The following is a 19,160-nucleotide window of genomic DNA, read 5'->3' on the forward strand; positions in this document are numbered from 1 at the left end:
CGCGCCGAGCCCGGGTCACCGGTTGGCAGCCCGGGGCGCTCCGATCCCCCGCTCGATCTGGAACGGCCCGGCCGCCGACGGCCGCACGTCGAAGTCGAAGATGGCCGTGGGGATATACACCGTCGAACACGAGTTGGGGATGTCCACCACACCCGACAGGCGGCCTTCGATGGGTACGGCCCCGAGCAGCAGGTAGGCCTGCTCCGGGCTGTAGCCGAACTTCGTCAGGTAGTCGATGGCGTGCAGGCAGGCCCGCTGGTACGACAGGTGCGAGTCCAGGTACTTCTGCTCCCCGTCCAGGGTCACCGAGGTGCCGGAGAAGGCCAGCCACTGGCTGAACCGCGGGTCGACGGTGCCCGGCAGGAAGATCGCGTTCTCCCCCACGCCGTAGGTCTCCATGCCGCCGCGGATGATATCGACGCGCAGGTCGATGAAGCCGCCCATCTCGATCGCACCGCAAAAGGTGATCTCGCCGTCCCCCTGGGAGAAGTGCAGGTCGCCCAGGGACAGGTTCGCGCCGTCGACGAACACCGGGTAGAAGATCCGGCTCCCCTTCGACAGGTTCTTGATGTCCTGGTTCCCGCCGTTCTCCCTCGGCGGCGCCGTGCGGGCCGCTTCACCGGCCACCCGCGCGAACTCGGCCGCGGGCAGGCTGCCCAGCACCGCATGTTCCGCCTCCGGCGGCAACGCCAGCGGCGGCACCCGGTGCGGGTCCGTGGCGATGAGGGCACCCTCGCGCTTGTTCCAGGTGGCGAGCAGCTTCGCTGAGGGGGCCGTGCCCATCAGGCCGGGATGGATCAGTCCGCTGAACGAGACTCCCGGGATGTGCCGCGACGAGGCCACCTGCCCGGTGAAGTCCCAGATGGCCTTGTAGGCATCCGGGAACTGCTCGGTGAGGAAGCCACCGCCGTTGTTCCGGGAAAAGATGCCGGTGTATCCCCAGCCCTGACCGGCGAGGGGGCCGGAGTCCTCCTGCGGGATGGGGCCAACGTCCAGGATGTCCACGATCAGGAGGTCGCCCGGCTTCGCCCCCTCCACCGCGAACGGTCCGCTGAGCTTGTGCACGGTGAGCAGCGGAGCGTTGAGGATGTCTTCGGCCGAGTCGTCATTGACGATCGCGCCGTCAAACCACTCCCGGCAGTCGACCCTGAAGGAGCTGCCGGGCTTGACGGTTGCGACCGGCGGGACCTCCGGATGCCACCGGTTGTGCCCCACCTTCTCCTGGTCTTCGAATTTCCTGCTCGAATCCAACGGGAACAGTTGCTCTGGCATGTGGAACCCCTCTTTTTCGGTGCCGCGCGTAGGCGAACTACGGGCGCGGCAATTTCCTGTGGAGCGGATTGGCGGTGAATTGCGCACCGGCGCCCGACCGTCGTCCCGGGAGCGCGGACTCGACCACCTCCGGTTCGAAGGCACTGCGCGCAGACGAATCGATCAGGCCGAACGCGGCGGACCCCGCCGCAGACAGGTGGGGGGCACTCATCAGCCGGCGCGCGGGCGCGCGGCAGGTGGGACAGTCGACGGTCTCCGGGGCCGAACCCATCGGGTGCATCTGCTCGAAACGGGCGCAGACGTCGCACCTGAACTCATATATCGGCACGGGTTGTCCCCTGCATCGTCGTCTTCTCCCGGTGTCGCAGCATCGCTGGTGCGCTTCCCTGACCTGGTTCTGGACCGTCGTGTGAACATATTCGGGGTGACACCCGAAGTCAACAACGGCACGGGACCGGCTGATTCGGTCGGCGAGGGGAGATTTGCAACAGAACGTTAACACATCGGCACCACGTTGGACAGGTCCGAGACCTAGGATCGACATGCACGCGCTCCGTCTCCCTGACCCGCGACGACACCCCCCCCCCAAGAATTTCGTGATCCACAGTGCAAGTGACAAGCTCGACTACCCGGTTTAGCCATTTCTTCACGCATCTACCAAGCAGGGCTCCATATTGACTTCCCCCCACTCCCCCCTTACGCCAGCTGAGACCCGAGACCGGGTACTTGGCGCGCGCGGCGTGCTCTTCGACCTTGACGGTGTGCTCACCCCCACCGCCGAGGTGCACATGAGCGCTTGGTCGCGACTGTTCACCCCGTTCCTCGAGTCGAAGGGCGTCAAGCCGTACACCGACGCCGACTATTTCGGCTTCATCGACGGCAAGCCCCGGTACGACGGCGTGCGGTCACTGCTGGCCTCGCGCGGCCTGTCCCTGCCCGACGGCGAGCCCACGGATGCGCCGGAGCTCGAGACCGTCTGCGGTCTCGGCAACCGCAAGAACAAGGCATTCAACGAGACCCTCGCCGAGGACGGCGTGAGCCCGTACCCCGGTTCGCTCCGGTTCCTCGACGCGGTCGTCGCGGCCGGCATCCAGGTCGCCGTGGTCACCAGCTCCCTCAACGGTGAGATGGTGCTCACCGCCGCGGGCCTGCGTAACAGGTTCGAGATCGTCGTCGACGGTGTGCGCGCCCGCGCCGAGAAGCTCGCCGGCAAGCCCGCCCCCGATACCTATGCGTTCGCCGCCGCGCTGCTCGGCCTCACCGCCGCCCAGTGTGTCGTCGTCGAAGACGCCGAGTCCGGCATCCAGTCCGGCCGCGCCGGCGACTTCGGCCTGGTGCTCGGTGTCGACCGCGGCGTCGGCGCCCACGTGCTCTTCGAGGCAGGGGCCGACACCGTCGTCACCGACCTCGACGAACTCCTGCCGCTGATCGGCAGCACCGTCCTGACCCCGAGTGGAGTGCGCGCATGACTCTTGACGCGACCATCCAGAACCTCTCCGACCCACTGGACCGCAGCCGGTTCCCGCTCGATGAGTGGGCGCTGGTGGAGACCGACTTCTCCGGCGAGGACATGGGCCGCACCGAGACCCTGTTCGCCGTCGGCAACGGTTACCTGGGGCTCCGCGGCAACGTCGACGAGGGCCGCGACGGCCACGTGCACGGCACCTTCATCAACGGGTTCCACGAGACCTGGCCCATCCGGCACGCCGAAGAGGCCTTCGGTTTCGCCAGGGTCGGCCAGACCATCGTCAACGCACCGGATGCGAAGATCATCCGCATCTACGTCGATGACGAGCCCCTGGTTCTCACCCTCGCCGAGCTGCTCAGCTACGAGCGCCGGCTCGACTTCGCCGACGGCATCCTGTCGCGGTCGCTGGTCTGGCGCACCCCGTCGGGCAAGCAGGTGCTGATCCGCTCGCGCCGCCTGGTGTCGTTCACCGAACGCCACCTCGCTGTGATCGAGTACGAGGTCACCATGCTCGATGCCGACGCGTCGGTCGTCATCTCCAGCCAGACCCTCAACCGGCAGGACGGCATCGGCGAGTACGACCGGCCCAAGTCCGGTTCGGCGAACGACTGGGATCCCCGCCGCGCCGAGACGTTCACCGACCGGGTGCTGCAGCCGCGGTTGAAGCGGGCCAACAACGGCCGCTACATCCTGGGCTTCCGGTGCACCAACTCCGGCATGACCATCGCCACGGCGTCCGACCACTCGATCGACACGATCAACGACTTCGACGAGTCGTCGCAGCTGGGCGACGACCTGGCCAAGCACGTGTACAAGGTGAAGGCCAAGATGGGCAACCCCATCCGCATCACCAAGCTGCTCAGCTACCACACCTCGGCCGGGGTGCCCACGCACGAGCTCGCCGACCGGTGCGACCGCACCCTCGACCGTGCCAAGGAAGCCGGCGTCGCCGCGATCATCCAGGAGCAGCGCGACTGGCTCGACGCATTCTGGGCCCGCACGGATGTCGAGCTGCCCGGCCAGCCGGCCCTGCAGCAGGCCACCCGGTGGAACTTCTTCCAGCTCGCCCAGGCGTCCATGCGCGCCGACGGCCAGGGCGTCTCGGCCAAGGGGGTGTCCGGGTCCGGTTACGGCGGGCACTACTTCTGGGACACCGAGGTCTACGTGCTGCCGTTCCTCACCTACACGTCGCCGAACGCGGCCAGGAACGCCCTGCGCTTCAGGCACGGCATGCTCGACCACGCCCGCGCCCGCGCCACCGAGCTGAACCAGCTCGGCGCCCTGTTCCCGTGGCGCACCATCAACGGGCTCGAATCCAGCGCGTATTACGCGGCCGGCACGGCGCAGTACCACATCGACGCCGACATCTCCTATGCGCTCAGCCAGTACGTCGCGGCCACCGGCGACGAGGACTTCCTCGCCCGCGAAGCCATCGACATCCTGGTGGAGACCGCCAGGATGTGGGCCGATCTGGGCTTCTGGCGCGGCAACGGCAACGACGTCTTCCACATCCACGGCGTCACCGGCCCGGACGAGTACACCACCGTCGTCAACGACAACCTGTACACGAACATCATGGCCCGCTCCAACCTGCGTGCCGCGGTGAAGAGCGTGCGCCGGCTGTACTCGGTCGACCGGGCCTCGTTCGACTCCATGTCCGCACGGTTGAAGCTCGATGAGGCCGAGGTGATGGAGTGGTCCTTCGCCGCCGAGGCGATGCACATCCCCTTCGACCGCAACCTCGGCATCCACCCGCAGGATGCCCAGTTCCTCGAGAAGGAACGCTGGGACCTCACCGCGACGCCGCCGGAGAACCGGCCGCTGCTGCTGCATTACCACCCGTTGGTGATCTACCGTTTCCAGGTGCTCAAGCAGGCCGACGTGGTGCTGGCGCTCTTGTTGCAGGGCGACCAGTTCACGCCGGAAGAGAAACGGGCCGACTTCGACTACTACGACCCGCTGACCACGGGCGACTCCACGCTGTCGGATGTCGTGCAGTCGATCATCGCCGCCGAGGTGGGCTACCACGAGCTCGCGCTGAACTACTTCACCTCCGGGCTGTTCGTGGACCTCGCCGACCTGCACCACAACGCGCAGGACGGCGTGCACGTCGCCTCCGCCGGTGGCGTGTGGAGCGCGCTGGTCTACGGGTTCGGTGGCCTGCGCGACCACAGCGGGCGCATCACGCTCGACCCGCGCCTGCCGGAGGACTGGGATGAGCTGATCTTCAGGGTCACGCTGAAGGGCTCTCGCCTGCGCGTGGCCGTCACGCAGACCATCGTGCACCTCAGCATCGAGGAGGGCACCGAGGCGCGGCTCACCGTGCGCGGCCTGCAGGTCATCGTGACTGCCGGCCAGCCGGAGACCGTTCCGTTGTCGCACCAGGGCGCCCGCGACCCCGGCGCTCCCACGGCGGCGCTCATCGAGGACACCCGTCGCGCCGACGGCACCGTGATCACCTCGTCGATCCCCACGATCGCGCACATCACCGAGCAGATGCCCACGCTCGACTAGCGTTCGCACCATTGCAGGGCCGCGCATCCACCCGGATGCGCGGCCCTGCTACGTTAACGTCACTGATCCGGCTCGCAGCGAGGACCTCCATGACGATCCAGGCGTATTTCGACACCATCAAGGCCAAAACCGGCCTCGACCCGGACGGCTTCCGTGCCGCCGCGGCCGCCAAGGGCCTGCTCGGGCCCGACGTGAAGACCGCCCGCATCGTGGCCTGGCTGAAGGACGACTATGGCCTCGGCACCGGCCATGCGATGGCCCTCGTCTCGGCCCTGGGGCAGGTTTCCGGGCAGCGCCTGCCGGTCGACGAGAAGATCAACGCCCAGTTCGGCGGCGGCAAGGCGCACTGGCGGGGTACCTACGACGACCTGGTCAGCCACGCCCGTGAGAGCGGCGAGGTGAACCTCGCTCCCACGAACAGCTACATCAGTCTGCTCAAGGGGACGAAGAAGTTCGCCATCGTGCAGGTCACCGCCGGCCGGCTCGACCTGGGCCTCAAGCTGCCCGGCGTCGATGGCGCCGACGCGTTGGAGGCATCCGGCAGCTGGAACAGCATGGTCACCCACCGGCTGCGCCTGGCCGAGCCCGACGATCTCACCGCCGAGGTGCTCGATTGGCTGCGGCGCGCCTACGAGGCTGCCTGACCCGCCCCGGTTACGGCTTCCAGACCATCAGCACGGTCACGCCGACCAGCAACAGGGTGACGATGCCGGATCCGGCGGCGATACGCGGGTAACCGGCCACCCTGGCGGTACCGGCGGGGTTGGCCATCACCTCCTCGGCGGATGCGCGCAACGCCGGCACGACCAGCAGCACCGTGATCGGTCCGGTCTCCCCCGCCCGCGATGGACGAGCTCTAGAGCCGGCGGAGGGTTTCCAGCACCACCACGGCCGAACGTTCGGCCGCATCGTCAACGTGGGTGAGGTGATCGCCCACGGGTCCGCACAGATCCGAGATGCCGCGGATGGCCACAAAGGGCACCCCGTAGGCGAAGCAGGTCTGCGCGATTCCCACGGTTTCCATGTCGGTGCAGAGCACCCCCGGGAACAGCTCGCGCAGTGTCTCGGCGAGCTCGGCGCCCACGAACTTGTCGTTGGAGACCATCAGCCCGCGCTGCACGACCAGGGCCGACCCGTCGGGCATCCGGGTGGGCGTTTCGGCGGCGTCGAGGGCAGCGGCCGCGCCGGCATACCGGGCGGGCATGCCGGGCACCTGGCCGAGGGCGTAGCCGAAGGGGCGCGCATCCGCGTCGCTGTTCAGGCAGTCGCTGCCGATCACGACCTCACCGACCCGCACCTCTACGCCCACGCCGCCGGCCGAGCCGGCGCTGATCACCAGCGGCGCGGCCACAGGGTCACCCGCCCGGGCGGCGAGAATCGCGGATGTCGTTGCACCGGCCGCATTGACCAGCCCGATACCGCCCTGCACGAGCAGCACATCGCGCCCGGCCAGCGTCAGCCGGTACTGCAGGGCCTTGCCCACGGTGACCGGTTCGGCGGCGACGGTGGCCGCCGCCAGGAACGGCGCGGCCTCCTCCGCCATGGCGACCAGGACGATCGCGTCGGGGCTGTCAGGGATGAGGGTGCTCGCGCCGAGGGTGTCTACGCTGCTCATGCGGTGACGTTGGCCCAGCCGTCGCGGCCGGCCAAGAACACCGTCACGGCCTCCTGGGCGGCGCTCAGCGAGTGGTTCGCGCCCCAGCCGCACTGCACCTCGTTGGCCGCCGGCACCTCGGAGGCGCCGAGGATGTCGGTCATGGTGGCCTCGATCAGCTCGAGCACCTCGGTGAACTCCGGTCGTCCCTGCAGGATTAGGTAAAAACCGGTCTGGCAGCCCATCGGCGAGAAGTCGATGACCCGGTCCGAGTGGTTGCGGGAGTGCTCGGCGAAGAGGTGCTCGATCGAGTGCACCGCCGGCATCTCCAGGTGGGCGACGTTGGGCTGAGTGAAGCGCACGTCATATTTCACGATGACATCGCCCAGCGGCAGCACCTTGGTGTCGGCCAGGCGCACGTACGGCGCAACGACGGTGCGGTGGTCGAGGTTGAACGACTCGACGTTCATGCGCGGCTGATTCACGGGATCTCCCTGACGACTGTGGTGTCAGCTCGGTTCGAGGTGACCAACCGACAGTAACAGGCAGGCCTTGAGTCGGCCGTGAGTGTTCAGCCGGGCGCCTGGCTCCGCGTGGCACACCGTCCAGGTCGGTGCGGGATACTGGCTCGATGACAGCACGGGGGTTCTTACGGATGACGGCCGGCGCGGGGGTCGGGGCGCTGGCGCTGGCGCTTACGCTGACGGGGTGCGCGGCCTGGGCAGGGCCCGCCGACGGGCCACCGACAAAGGTCACTACGGTGGTCGACGAGGCCCTGACCGAGATCCGGGCCACCCCCGGGGTGGCCAGTGTGACCGCGGACATCCGGGTCAGCGACGGCTTCGCCCAGTCCGACAAGTCGCCCACCGCACCGGACCTGTGGGACGCCCACTTCACGGTGCAGGCCGACGACTCGAACGTGGACGTGCCGGCTCTGGCGGTGTCGGTCGACTCGGCTGCCCAGAACGGCACGGTCTCGATGAGTTCCGTCGTGCGGATCCCTGGCGAGAAGGGCGGCGCCGACGTGTCGCTGAGCTTCTCGCCGCCCGGCATCGGCGTCATCACCAGCCTCGATCCTGAGCAGATGGCCGACGCGGCCGTCGCCCTGCGCGACCTGCCTGGAACCCTGTCGGTGTCGGTGTTCCAGCACGGTGAGCCTGTCGGCATCGAGGTCGAGTCCGCCTCGGTCTGGGCCGACCTGACAACAACAGTCCGGGCACTGCCCGGTTTCGGCAGCGGAGCCCTGCCGGCGATCACTCTCACCTCGCCGGCGGACGGCTCGAGCGAGGGCTCCTCCCTGACAATCGACCCCACTTCGCCCGGAACCGGCCTGGTACGGTTTCTCGCCGAGCTCAGCACAGACTTGGCGGTCACTTCCGTGTACTTCGACGGTGTCGACAACCGCAAGGACTCCGCAGCGTGGCGTCCGAACCTGAGGGTGCGGGTCGCGGCTCTCGGAGACGTCGAGGACGTGGCCGGCCTGCTGACCGAGCTCGACGACTCCCAGACCCAGGTCGACGGCCTGCCTCTGGCATCTTTCGACGTATCCCTGGCACCAGCCACCGCCACCGACTCACCAGAGACCTTGACGGGCTATCTGGGGCTCCCGCTCGGCTCGGCCGAGCCCGACGACAGGTTGGCCGGGCTGCCCGGCGCCACTCCCCCGGCCGTCGTCGATCCGGCGGATGCCACCACCCGGATTGCCGGCGACCTCGCCCTGGTGACGGCGCTGCTGGATGCCGCCGGCGACGAAGCGGGCATCCGCGGGCCGGCCTCTGTCACCACCACGACGTGCACCGGCGGCTCCGACGAGCAGGTGACGGGCTCTGTCGTGATCCCGATCTTCGAGATCGCCGACAGCGCCGACGAGGCCTTCGACGCGATCACAACGGCCTGGGAGATCAGCGGCTTCAGCCGATCCGACCGTGCCATGGGAACAGACTTCTACTCCGTGCCGGACGGCAGCCTGGAGACCCTGTCGATCCGCGGCACCGCCGCGGGCATCTCGATCAACGCCACCGCGCCCTGCGTTCGTTCTCGATAGTCACCCGAGCGGGGCGGATGCGCCATACTTGCAGTCTTGGCGAGCGCGCCAGGGGGGATTCGGGGGAAACCATGTTCAGAGCCACGTCCACGCTGCCGATCGCGGCTCTGGTGCTGCTGGTGGCTCTCACCGGCTGCACACCGGGGACCAGCTTGATCCCGGAAAGCGCCGCCGATATCGCGGCTCGGGAGCTCGACGAGGTGGCCACGCCGGACTGGTCCGTCGACGCGTCCCTGGTCGGCGATCCCGCCGCGGCAGACGGCGTGGTTCTCGCCTACGCGAAGGCGTCCTCAGGTTCCCTGCAGGTCGTGGCCTGGGACGCCACGACCGGTGAACAGCTCTGGGCCGACAGCGCAGTGACCGGGGCGGCAACGGTCGGCGTGCAGGCGTCGGCCACCATCATCAGCGACGGCGACCAGCACTACGCCGCCTACCTTCGCCCGGGCGACGACAAAGACTGGCAGGACCTGGTGCTGGCGGACCTCGGCACGGGAACGCCTGTCCCGCTGACCGACAACCGGGTCTGGGCGACCAGCCGACCGTCATCCTGCGCCGACGGCACCGATATCTGTTTCACGGGCTGGAAGCAGACCGACTACGACGCCGGCAGCCTGAGTTACCGCTTCACCACCGCCGGAGGCGAGATCACCCCGGATACCGACGTCGTGCTGCCGGACTCGGCCCGCCTGATCGGCAACCGCGTCTATTCCACCAATAGCCGACCCCGGAAGGCACCGAGATGCTCGGCAGCAGCGCCGACGGCGAGTTTCTCTGGGAGCGCCCCTATCAGGATGTCTTCGGTGAGGGCACCTCGTCCGACGGCGGTTGGTTCTGGACCAAAGAGAAAACCACCGGCCTGTTGATCGGCGCCGGGGGCCTGTTCGACGCGTCCCGTGCGGACGCCACCGAATACACCGACGACGCAACGCAGCAGCGCGTCGTGGCGCTGGATCCAGAGTCCGGTGAGAGCGTCTGGAGCCTCGACGGAGCCGAGTTCTGTGACTATTACGTGCGTGAAGAGGCGCGGGCCGACGGCAAGCGCACCTTCTGCGTCATCAACTCCGGTACAACATCGGTCGTCAAGAAAGCAGACGGGTCGGGCTTCGACGTCACCCGCACCGACTTCGACGTCGATCTCGTCGGGGTCGACGTGGCAACAGGGGAGATCGACTGGACCCTCCCGCTGGGCGGCGACGACTACAACGGCACCGGCGACGAGAAGGAATCGACCTTCGCCTCATTCTCTGCCGATAGCGTCAGGCTCATCGACGGCGAATCGACGATCGTGAACCTCATCACCGGGGAGCACTCCGACGCCTCGGAGGAGGCCGTCTACGCCTGCTCCATCCAGCGCGAGCCGCTGATCGCGATGTACCCCGGAACCGGCGAGAGCACGTCGTTCGGTGGCGGCGACGACCACCAAGCCTGCGAAGCGACCGGAGAGCTCAGTGACACGTTCTCGATCGGGTCGGTGCGGATGGTCGGGGTCGACGCCGGAGCCGGGCGACTGATCGTCGCCTCCCCCGGCGCCCTCCTCGGCTTCACCGTCGAGGACTAGCCAGGGTTACGGCACCCGGTAGCCCGCGGCGCGGAACAGCTCGTACCACTCTGAGCGGGTGAGCGGGATCTCCGAGCCGAGCGCGGCCGCGGCCACCCGCTCAGGGCTGGTGGTGCCGAGCACCACCTGCATCTGTGCGGGGTGGCGGGTGATCCAGGCCGTGGCGATGGCGATCGCGGGAACGTCGTAGGCAGCGGCGAGACGGTCGATGACCGCGTTCAGCTCGGGGTACTCCGCTGAGCCGAGGAAGACCCCGGTGAAGAAGCCGGCCTGGAACGGCGACCAGGCCTGAACCGTGATGTCGTTCAGCCGGCAGTAGTCCAGGATTCCGCCGCCGTCGAGGGTGAGCGACTGCTGCTCTCCGGCCATGTTCGCCGCCACGCCCTGCGCGACGATCGGAGCGTGGGTGATCGAGAGCTGCAGCTGATTGGCAACGAGCGGCTGTCGTACGTACTTCTTGAGCAGGTCGATCTGGCGCGGGGTGTGGTTGGAGACACCGAAGGCGCGCACCTTGCCGGCGGCGTCCAGCTCGTCGAAGGCCCTGGCGACCTCTTCGGGTTCGACAAGCGCGTCGGGGCGGTGCAGCAGCAGGATGTCGATGTGGTCCGTTTTGAGCGCGGCCAGGGAACCGTCCACCGAATCCATGATGTGTTCATAAGAGAAGTCGAAGTACGGCCCATCCCCCACGATCCCGGTCTTGGTCTGGATGGTCAGCTCGTCACGCTGCGACGGGGTGAGCTGCATCGCCTCGGCGAACCGGCGCTCGCACCCGTGCAGGTCGGTGCCGTACACATCGGCGTGGTCGAGGAAGTCGATGCCGGCGTCACGGGCGGTGCGCACCAGTTCGCGCACCTCGTCGTCGGTCTTCTCCGCGATCCGCATCAGGCCCAGCACAACGTTCGGGGCGACGATCTCGGTTCCGGGCATGGTGAAACGCTTCACGGTGGTCCTCTCGGTGATGCACCGGCGGCGGGTGCTGCACGTTCGAGCCTCTCGCGCCGCTGCGGTGTAATTCCACCGTAGGGACGCGCGGTGCAGAAGTACAACAACACTCACCGATGCCATTGAGAACCAGAACTGGTGAATCCGGTGAGAGCGTGACAGCGAGTGCAGTTCCGTATGCACCACCGAGAATGACGAAAGGCCCCCGGTTTCCCGGGGGCCTTTCCTGTTCGCGCAGATTATTCATCCATCGTGCACTTTTTCACTGTGCGCGAGGGGGGACTTGAACCCCCACGTCCTTTCGAACACTGGCACCTGAAGCCAGCGCGTCTGCCAATTCCGCCACTCGCGCGAACTTTGAAATCCTAGCATTCCGCAGGGCCTGAACGCCATTCGAGGGCTTCCGCCCCCATTCAGCCTGCCCCAGACCCGCGGAATGCCCCCCGTTAGTGGTCTGACCGCACTACCCCCGTAGGATGACTTCCCGTGCCCTGACCCGCCCATTGGGCGAGTTAACACGTGAGGCAAGTAACATGCTCATAGCCAAACGGACCGGATCGGGAGACCTGTGGGCATACTGGATAACTTTGAGAAAGGTCTTGAGCGCGCCGTAAACGGCGCTTTCGCCAAGACCTTCAAGTCGGGCGTGCAGCCGGTGGAGATCACCTCAGCGCTGCGTCGTGAGCTCGACACCAAAGCCGCGGTCGTGTCGCGGGATCGTATCCTGGCGCCCAATCGCTTCACCGTGCGCCTGGCCCAGGCCGACTTCGGCCGCATGAGAGATCTGGGCCCCGCCCTCATCGACGAACTCGTCCAGCTCGTGCAGCAGCACGCGTCCTCGCAGGGTTATCAGTTCACCGGCGTCGTCTCGATCACGTTCGCCAACGACCCCGGCCTCAGCGAGGGCATGGTGCAGATCGATTCCACCTCCGTCAACGGCAGCGTGGCCTGGACCCCGGTCGTTGACATCAACGGGCACCGTCATCAGCTCGTCAAGTCCCGCACGGTGATCGGCCGCGGCTCGGACGCCGACATCACCATCGACGACACCGGCACCTCCCGCCGCCACGTCGAGATCATCTGGGACGGCGCCCGCGCCCAGGTACGCGACCTCGGCTCCACCAACGGCTCCCAGCTGAACGGCTCCCCCGTCAAACAGGCCATCCTCGAGCCCGACTCGGTCATCACCATCGGGCGCACCAGCATCGTCTTCAGGGTCGTCGCCCAGGCCGGCACCGACAGAACCGAGGCCCGCCGGGTCGACGAGTCCACCCAACGGCACGATATGGGCGGTTTCTGGGGGCCGAACGCATGAATCCCAGTGAACTGACCCTTCTTGTTCTGCGCCTGGCGTTCCTGCTGGTGCTCTGGCTGTTCATCTTCGGCATCGTCTACGCCCTCCGCAGTGACCTGTTCGGCCAGCGAGTGCGCAAGATGTCCACGGATGCGCCCGCAGCGGCACCCGTACCCTTCGCCACCCCGCCACCCGCGCCGGTACCCGCCGGAGCGTTCGCGCAGCCCCCGGCGGCCTCGGCCTCCGCTCCCACCGAGCAGTTCTCCCGCCAGCAGGCCGCTCCGCTTCCGCAAGCCGGGCCAGAGAAGGCCACCGCGCAGACCGCCACCCGCCTGGTCATCACCTCCGGACCCAAGGCCGGCACCGAGTTCCCGCTCGGCACCGAGCCGGTCACCATCGGCCGGTCCAGCGATTCGAGTCTGGTCATCCGGGACGACTACACCTCCACCCACCACGCACGGCTGATGCTGTGGCATGACGACTGGATGGTGCAGGACCTGGATTCCACCAACGGCACCTTCCTCGACGGCAAACGTGTTGCCGTGCCAACGTCGGTGCCGCTGAACGCCACCGTGAAAATCGGCGCGACGAGCTTCGAGCTTCGGCGGTAGTGCATGGCATCGGTTAGTCACAGCGCAGCCGCGTCCAACGTTGGCAAGATTCGGTCCAACAACCAGGACTCCGGGTACGCGGGACACACCCTGTTCGTCGTGGCCGACGGCATGGGCGGACACGCCGGTGGTGACGTGGCGTCGGCCATCGCCACCAAGCGCATCATGGAGGCCGACACGGCCTACCTGTCGGCTCAGGACGCCGAGTTCGCGCTCCAGGCTGCGCTGATCGCCGCGAACTCGCAGTTGGCCGAGACTGTTTTCGAGCACGCCGAACTCACCGGCATGGGCACCACCGTCAGCGCCCTCGTGGTGCTCGATGACCAGGTCGCCATCGCGCACATCGGTGATTCCCGGATCTATCTGTTCCGGGACGGTGAGCTGTCGCAGATCACCACCGACCACACCTTCGTGCAGCGCCTCGTCGACAGCGGTCGCATCACCGAGGCCGAAGCCATGGTGCATCCGCGCCGGTCGGTGCTGATGCGGGTGCTCGGCGACGTCGAGTCCTCTCCGGAGATCGACACCTCGATCCTGGCCACCCGGGCGGGCGACCGCTGGCTGATCTGTTCCGACGGGCTGAGCGGCGTGGTGTCGAACACGGGCATCGGCAACGCCCTCCGATCCTCGCTCGATGCGCAGGCCGTTGCCGACCGCCTGGTCAAGGAGAGCCTGGACGGCGGCGCGCCAGACAACGTCACCATCGTCGTCGTCGACATCGGTTCCGGCGGAGAACGACTGGGTGAGCCGATCGTGGTCGGCTCCGCCGCGGCGCCGCTGGCGTTCGGTGAGGAGCCGGTGCGCACCCGCGCACCCCGCATCCCTTCGCTGCGACTGCACCCCGTGCGGGAAACCCACTTCGAACCCGACTCCCAGGACTACCTGTCCGAACTCATCGAGGAAGACGCGCGACGCGCCACACGCCGCAAGGTCACCTGGCTGGCCGCCATCGTGCTGCTGATCGTGACCATCGTCGGTGCCGCGTTGCTGGGTTACCAGTGGACGCAGAGCCGGTACTTCGTCGGCGTCGAAGGCAGCACCGTCGCGATCTACCAGGGCATCCAGCAGGATCTGGGCCCGCTTAAACTCTCCAGCGTCTACGAAGACACCAACCTGGAGCTGAACCAGCTGCGCGTCTACGACCGCCAGCTGGTGGAGCGCACCATCAACGCGTCATCCCTGGAAGACGCCAAACTCATCGTGGAACGGTTGAGCAATGCCCCGGCAGAGTAAAACGACCTCGGATGCCCGCGAGGCGGCCCCGCAGACCGGCAAAATCCGCCGGTTGCACCTGCCTCAGAAGCTGCGCAATCTCGAGCTGTTTCTGCTGATCCTCGCCTGCGGCATCAACCTGGGCGCCGTCGTGCTCGTGCAGCTGGGCGCACTCGGCCAGATCGACACCACCCTGGTGCTCCTGGGCGCGAGCTTGTCCGGCCTGGTGTTCGCGATGCACATCGTGCTGCGTTTTGTCGCACGGGAAGCCGACCCGTTCATCCTGCCCATCGCCACCCTGCTCAACGGCATCGGCATCGCGATGATCTACCGCATCGATATCGCCAACGAGGAGGCCGGCTGGGCCAGCGCCGCCGTGCGGCAGACCGTGTGGAGCGGGTTGGCCATCGCCCTCGCCATCGCCGTGCTCCTCATCATCCGCAACCACCGCGTGCTGTTCAGGTACACCTACGTCGCCGGCTTTGTCGGCGTTCTGTTGTTGCTGCTGCCGCTGGTTCCCGGTCTCGGCCGCGAGGTCAGCGGTGCCAGGGTCTGGATCGGCTTCGGCTCGTTCGCCACCTTCCAGCCCGGCGAGATCGCCAAGATCGCCCTGGCCGTGTTCTTCGCCGGCTACCTCGTGCGCAACCGCGACAGCCTCTCCATGGTCGGCAAGAAGTTCCTGGGAATGCGTTTCCCGCGTCTGCGCGACCTCGGCCCGATCCTGGTCGTCTGGGCCCTGTCCATGTCGGTCATCATCTTCCAGCGCGACCTGGGCACAGCCCTGTTGTACTTCGGACTGTTCCTGGTGATGCTTTACCTCGCCACCGGCCGGCTCAGCTGGGTGCTGCTGGGCATGGGCCTGTTCCTCGGTGGGGCCCTCATCGCCAGCCAGACCCTCGAGTACGTCAACGGCCGGTTCACCAACTGGCTGGATGCGCTCAACCCGGCCGTCTACGACGCAGCCGGCGGCAGTTACCAGCTCGTTCAGGGTCTCTTCGGCCTCGCCAAGGGCGGGTTGATCGGCACCGGCCTCGGCCAGGGCCGTCCGGAACTCACCCCGGTCCCCCAGAGCGACTACATCATCGCCAGCCTCGGCGAAGAACTCGGCCTGGCCGGCGTCTTCGCGATCCTGGCCCTGTACCTGCTCCTGGTCGCCCGCGGCTTCCGTATCGGCTTCGCCGGTCAAGACGACTTCGGCAAGCTTCTTGGCGTCGGACTCTCCTTCGTCATCGCCCTGCAGTGCTTCATCGTCATCGGCGGTGTCACCCGTGTCATCCCGCTCACCGGCCTCACCACCCCGTTCCTGGCCGCCGGTGGCTCCTCCCTCGTCGCCAACTGGATCATCGTGGCCCTGCTGCTGCGATTGTCCGACACTGTGCGCAACCAACCTCGGCTGGTGGTCTAGATGAATCGTGAACTCAAGCGCGTGAGCATCGTCGTGATGCTCATGTTCGCCGCCCTGCTCGGATCAACCTCCGTCGTGCAGGTCTTCCAGGCCGATAACCTCGCGGCGGATGACCGGAACACCCGCACCCTTCTCGACAGCTACTCCGTCGAGCGCGGCGCGATCCTCGCCGGCGGCGAGCCGATCGCCCAGTCGATGCCGGTCGATGACAACTACAAGTTCCAGCGCACCTACAGCAACGGCTTGCTCTACGCCCCGATCACCGGCTTCATCCCGGTCAACGGTGCGCCCACCGGGCTGGAGCAGGCCCTCAACGGGGAGCTCAGCGGCACCTCGAATGCGCAGTTCTTCGACCAGGTCTCCAGCCTGGTCACCGGCCAGGACCCCACGGGCGCCTCGGTCGAGACCAGCATCGACCCGGTCGCGCAGCAGGCCGCCTGGGATGCGCTGGGCGACAACACCGGCTCCGTCGTCGTCACCGAGCCCAAAACCGGCCGGGTGCTCGCGATGGTGTCCAAGCCGAGCTACGACCCCAACACCCTCGCCGTGCACGACAGTGCCGCGGTCAACGACACCTACGACGCCCTCGTCAACGCTCCGGGCAACCCGCTGATCAACCGGGCCATCAATTCGCTCAACCCGCCCGGTTCGGTGTTCAAGCTCGTGGTGGTGGCCGCGGCCCTGGAATCGGGTCAGTACACCCCGGAGAGCACGTTCCCGAACCCGGCGACCTGGACGCTGCCCAATTCCAGCTCCGTCGTGATCAACTCCGGCGGCGGCACCTGCGGTTCGGGCGACACCGTCACCATCGCCACGGCGCTCAAACTGTCCTGCAACATCCCCATGGCCGAGCTCGGCCTGGCGCTCGGCGATGACGCCATCCGCGCCATGGCAGAGAAGTTCGGTTTCAACTCCGAATTCACCATCCCCCTGTCGGTCACCGCCAGTGAGTATCCCGAAGACCCCGACGACGCGCAGACTGCCCTGTCGGCTTTCGGCCAGACCAGCGTGCGCGCCACACCACTGCAGATGGCGCTGGTCTCAGCGACGATCGCCAATGGAGGTATCGAAATGCAGCCCAACCTGGTCGATGAAATTCTGGCACCGGACCTCAGCCCGTTGCAGGCCTTCGAACCCGTCGCCGCCGACCGGGTGCTCAGCGCCGAAACCGCGGCGACCATGACCCAGATGATGGTCAACGGGGTCCAGGACGGGGCCGCGAGCAATGCAAGAATAGACGGAGTCGACGTGGCGGGAAAAACGGGGACTGCGGAGAACGGCGCCGATGACCCATACACACTGTGGTTCACCGGATTCGCCCCCGCGGCAGACCCGCAATACGCGATCACCGTTCTCATCGAAGATGGCGGGGGACTCGGTCAGACGGGGTACGGCAACTTGCTTGCCGCACCGATAGCGAAACAGGTACTAGAGGCGGTGCTGAATAAATGAGACCCACAGCAGGGCTCACCTTCGGGGGACGATACGAGCTGCAATCCCGCATCGCCATCGGCGGTATGGGCGAGGTTTGGCAGTCCGTCGACCTGGTGATCGGGCGCACAGTCGCCATCAAGATCCTCAAGGACGAGTACCTTGGCGACCCTGGATTCCTCGAGCGCTTCCGCGCTGAGGCCCGGCACGCCGCCCTGGTGAACCACGAGGGCATCGCCAACGTCTTCGACTACGGCGAAGAAGACGGCAGCGCCTTCCTCGTCATGGAGCTGGTGCCCGGTGAGGCGCTCTCCACGATCCTCGAACGCGAGCACACGCTGCCCGCCGACAAGGTCCTCGACATCGTCGCGCAGACCGCCGCCGCCCTGCATGCCGCGCACGCGGCCGGGCTCGTGCACCGCGATATCAAGCCGGGCAACCTGCTGATCACCCCAGAGGGCCGCGTTAAGATCACCGACTTCGGCATCGCACGTATCGCCGACCAGGTTCCCCTCACCGCGACCGGCCAGGTCATGGGAACGGTGCAGTACCTCTCGCCCGAACAGGCGAGCGGACGCTCGGCCTCGCCGACCACCGATATCTACTCCCTGGGCATCGTCGCCTACGAAAGCCTCGCCGGCCGGCGCCCGTTCACGGGCGAGTCCCAGGTGGCGATCGCGATGGCTCAGATCAACGAGCAACCACCGCCCCTGCCCGAAACGGTCTCGGAGCCGGTCCGTAACCTGGTGATCTCCTGCCTGGCCAAGAACCCAGCCGAGCGCCCCGCCTCGGCGGCGCACCTGGCTCGTGCCGCCATCGCGCTCCGCCGCGGTGACGTCGCGGCCGCTGCCGCATCCGTACCGGCCGTCATGACGGGCCTCACGCCCACAGCGGCCACCATGCTGATGCCCGGTGCCGGCAACGACCAGACCACCCAGTTGATGCCGTCAGCGTCCGGTGTGACACAGCCGGGCACCCGCGCTGAGGCGGCCGCCGCGGCAGCCGCAGCGGATCCCAAGAAAAAGAAGAAGCGCAGTCCCTGGACCTGGCCGCTGGTGGCGCTCATCTCCATCCTCGGTCTGGTTCTCGTCGGTACCCTGGTCACGCTGTTCATGCAGCCCGCCGCCACGCCGGAACCGGAACCCACGGTAACCTCCCAGACGCCGACTCCGCCGAAGACCACGCCCACGCCGACACCAACGCCGACCACCAACATGGTGGAACTCGACCAGAACGAGTTCCTCGGTATGACCAGCTCTGAGGCACGGGACCGGCTCAGCGAGCTCGGTCTCAGCGCCAACGTGGTGGCGGACAAGGCTGCCCCCGACGCCGACCAGGTCGACAGGGTCTACGGGATCAACCCCACGGGTCGGGTCGCCGAGGGCACGCCGATCGAGGTGCGGGTCTATTCCGATTTCATTCCCGCGCTCCCCGACGCGCCCTCAGGCACGCCGTCGGCCACGCCGTCCACCGTCGCTCCCGCCGGTACCGTCACGGTCACCTGGCCGGGGCAGTCCTGCCCGGCCGGCCAGGAGCTCTCCGGTTACGAGCTGCTCGCCGAGGGCAACGGGGTCTCCTCCCCCGCTCGCACCGGGCCGGACACGACCACGACCACCGTCACGGCGGGCACCGGAAACTTCACCGTGAAGTTCCGGTACTTCTGCGGCGAGACGGCCTCCGACTACTCGGGCGCCAGCACGGTCACCGTGACGGCGCCGGTTGTGCCCGTCCCGACCCCCACCACGCCTGCAGGGTAGGTGCACCCGGTGGGCGCCCGCCGGTGCCCACCGGATCTTGACTAAAATGATCAACATT

Annotated in this window: 17 protein-coding genes and 1 tRNA gene; 11 read left to right on the forward strand and 7 right to left on the reverse strand. The window is 67.4% G+C overall.

Features of this window, described 5'->3' with window-relative positions; all coding sequences use genetic code 11:
• Positions 1-15: 15 nt before the first annotated feature.
• Positions 16-1,272, reverse strand: coding sequence for a formamidase (gene fmdA / locus E3T19_RS10920; RefSeq protein ID WP_134408799.1), 1,257 nt, complete (start codon positions 1,270-1,272; stop codon positions 16-18).
• A gap of 37 nt (positions 1,273-1,309) precedes the next feature.
• Entirely contained in the window at positions 1,310-1,816 is a 507-nt protein-coding gene (locus E3T19_RS19515) for a zinc ribbon domain-containing protein (protein ID WP_255416758.1), read from the reverse strand.
• Positions 1,817-2,012: 196 nt separating this feature from the next.
• On the opposite strand from E3T19_RS19515, the gene E3T19_RS10930 reads away from it, so the two are divergent.
• The 3 genes from E3T19_RS10930 to E3T19_RS10940 all read left to right on the forward strand — a co-directional run bounded on the left by E3T19_RS10930 (position 2,013) and on the right by E3T19_RS10940 (position 5,898).
• The gene (locus E3T19_RS10930; protein ID WP_134408800.1) at positions 2,013-2,741 is read left to right on the forward strand and encodes an HAD family phosphatase; all 729 of its coding nucleotides are present in this window, start codon (positions 2,013-2,015) and stop codon (positions 2,739-2,741) included.
• Positions 2,738-5,254 (forward strand): glycoside hydrolase family 65 protein, encoded by a 2,517-nt coding sequence (locus E3T19_RS10935; protein WP_134408801.1) that lies wholly within the window; start codon positions 2,738-2,740, stop codon positions 5,252-5,254. Before E3T19_RS10930 ends, E3T19_RS10935 begins: the two co-directional genes overlap by 4 nt.
• Before the next feature lie 89 nt (positions 5,255-5,343).
• A complete protein-coding gene (locus tag E3T19_RS10940) occupies positions 5,344-5,898 on the forward strand; it encodes a DUF4287 domain-containing protein (RefSeq protein WP_134408802.1) in 555 nt (184 codons plus the stop codon).
• 10 nt (positions 5,899-5,908) lie between these two features.
• Here the strand turns inward: E3T19_RS10940 and E3T19_RS19000 are convergent, their stop codons facing one another.
• The 3 genes from E3T19_RS19000 to E3T19_RS10950 are packed head-to-tail and all read right to left on the reverse strand — an operon-like array spanning position 5,909 to position 7,318.
• Positions 5,909-6,070, reverse strand: coding sequence for a hypothetical protein (locus E3T19_RS19000; protein WP_166788854.1), 162 nt, complete (start codon positions 6,068-6,070; stop codon positions 5,909-5,911).
• A gap of 40 nt (positions 6,071-6,110) precedes the next feature.
• Positions 6,111-6,869 (reverse strand): 5'-methylthioadenosine/S-adenosylhomocysteine nucleosidase, encoded by a 759-nt coding sequence (gene mtnN, locus E3T19_RS10945; protein WP_134408803.1) that lies wholly within the window; start codon positions 6,867-6,869, stop codon positions 6,111-6,113.
• Positions 6,866-7,318, reverse strand: a complete 453-nt coding sequence (locus E3T19_RS10950) for an S-ribosylhomocysteine lyase (protein WP_088457783.1) — start codon at positions 7,316-7,318, stop codon at positions 6,866-6,868. The genes mtnN and E3T19_RS10950 overlap by 4 nt, the downstream gene beginning before the upstream one ends.
• A gap of 161 nt (positions 7,319-7,479) precedes the next feature.
• On the opposite strand from E3T19_RS10950, the gene E3T19_RS10955 reads away from it, so the two are divergent.
• Positions 7,480-8,892, forward strand: coding sequence for a hypothetical protein (locus E3T19_RS10955; RefSeq protein WP_134408804.1), 1,413 nt, complete (start codon positions 7,480-7,482; stop codon positions 8,890-8,892).
• Between the two features lie 739 nt (positions 8,893-9,631).
• Positions 9,632-10,450 (forward strand): hypothetical protein, encoded by an 819-nt coding sequence (locus E3T19_RS10960; protein WP_134408805.1) that lies wholly within the window; start codon positions 9,632-9,634, stop codon positions 10,448-10,450.
• Between the two features lie 6 nt (positions 10,451-10,456).
• Here the strand turns inward: E3T19_RS10960 and E3T19_RS10965 are convergent, their stop codons facing one another.
• Both E3T19_RS10965 and E3T19_RS10970 read right to left on the reverse strand, forming a co-directional pair.
• A complete protein-coding gene (locus E3T19_RS10965; RefSeq protein WP_088454800.1) occupies positions 10,457-11,392 on the reverse strand; it encodes an aldo/keto reductase family oxidoreductase in 936 nt (311 codons plus the stop codon).
• A gap of 268 nt (positions 11,393-11,660) precedes the next feature.
• A tRNA-Leu gene (locus E3T19_RS10970) sits at positions 11,661-11,744 on the reverse strand.
• Between the two features lie 216 nt (positions 11,745-11,960).
• On the opposite strand from E3T19_RS10970, the gene E3T19_RS10975 reads away from it, so the two are divergent.
• Genes E3T19_RS10975 through E3T19_RS11000 form a run of 6 tightly spaced genes read left to right on the forward strand, consistent with a single transcriptional unit; the run spans position 11,961 to position 19,102 of the window.
• Positions 11,961-12,707, forward strand: a complete 747-nt coding sequence (locus tag E3T19_RS10975; protein ID WP_088454799.1) for a DUF3662 and FHA domain-containing protein — start codon at positions 11,961-11,963, stop codon at positions 12,705-12,707.
• On the forward strand, positions 12,704-13,297 hold the full coding sequence (locus E3T19_RS10980; protein WP_088454798.1) for an FHA domain-containing protein: 594 nt from the start codon (positions 12,704-12,706) through the stop codon (positions 13,295-13,297). The genes E3T19_RS10975 and E3T19_RS10980 overlap by 4 nt, the downstream gene beginning before the upstream one ends.
• Before the next feature lie 3 nt (positions 13,298-13,300).
• Positions 13,301-14,530: a PP2C family serine/threonine-protein phosphatase gene (locus E3T19_RS10985; RefSeq protein WP_088454797.1), complete on the forward strand. Its 1,230-nt coding sequence runs from the start codon at positions 13,301-13,303 to the stop codon at positions 14,528-14,530.
• A complete protein-coding gene (locus E3T19_RS10990; protein WP_088454796.1) occupies positions 14,514-15,914 on the forward strand; it encodes an FtsW/RodA/SpoVE family cell cycle protein in 1,401 nt (466 codons plus the stop codon). Before E3T19_RS10985 ends, E3T19_RS10990 begins: the two co-directional genes overlap by 17 nt.
• Positions 15,915-17,366 (forward strand): penicillin-binding protein 2, encoded by a 1,452-nt coding sequence (locus E3T19_RS10995; RefSeq protein ID WP_088454795.1) that lies wholly within the window; start codon positions 15,915-15,917, stop codon positions 17,364-17,366. It abuts the gene before it with no gap.
• Complete coding sequence (locus E3T19_RS11000; RefSeq protein WP_134408806.1) at positions 17,363-19,102, forward strand: protein kinase; 1,740 nt, start codon at positions 17,363-17,365, stop codon at positions 19,100-19,102. Before E3T19_RS10995 ends, E3T19_RS11000 begins: the two co-directional genes overlap by 4 nt.
• Positions 19,103-19,160: the final 58 nt, after the last annotated feature.

Source organism: Cryobacterium sp. TMT4-31 (assembly GCF_004403385.1).
GTDB lineage: Bacteria > Actinomycetota > Actinomycetes > Actinomycetales > Microbacteriaceae > Cryobacterium > Cryobacterium zongtaii.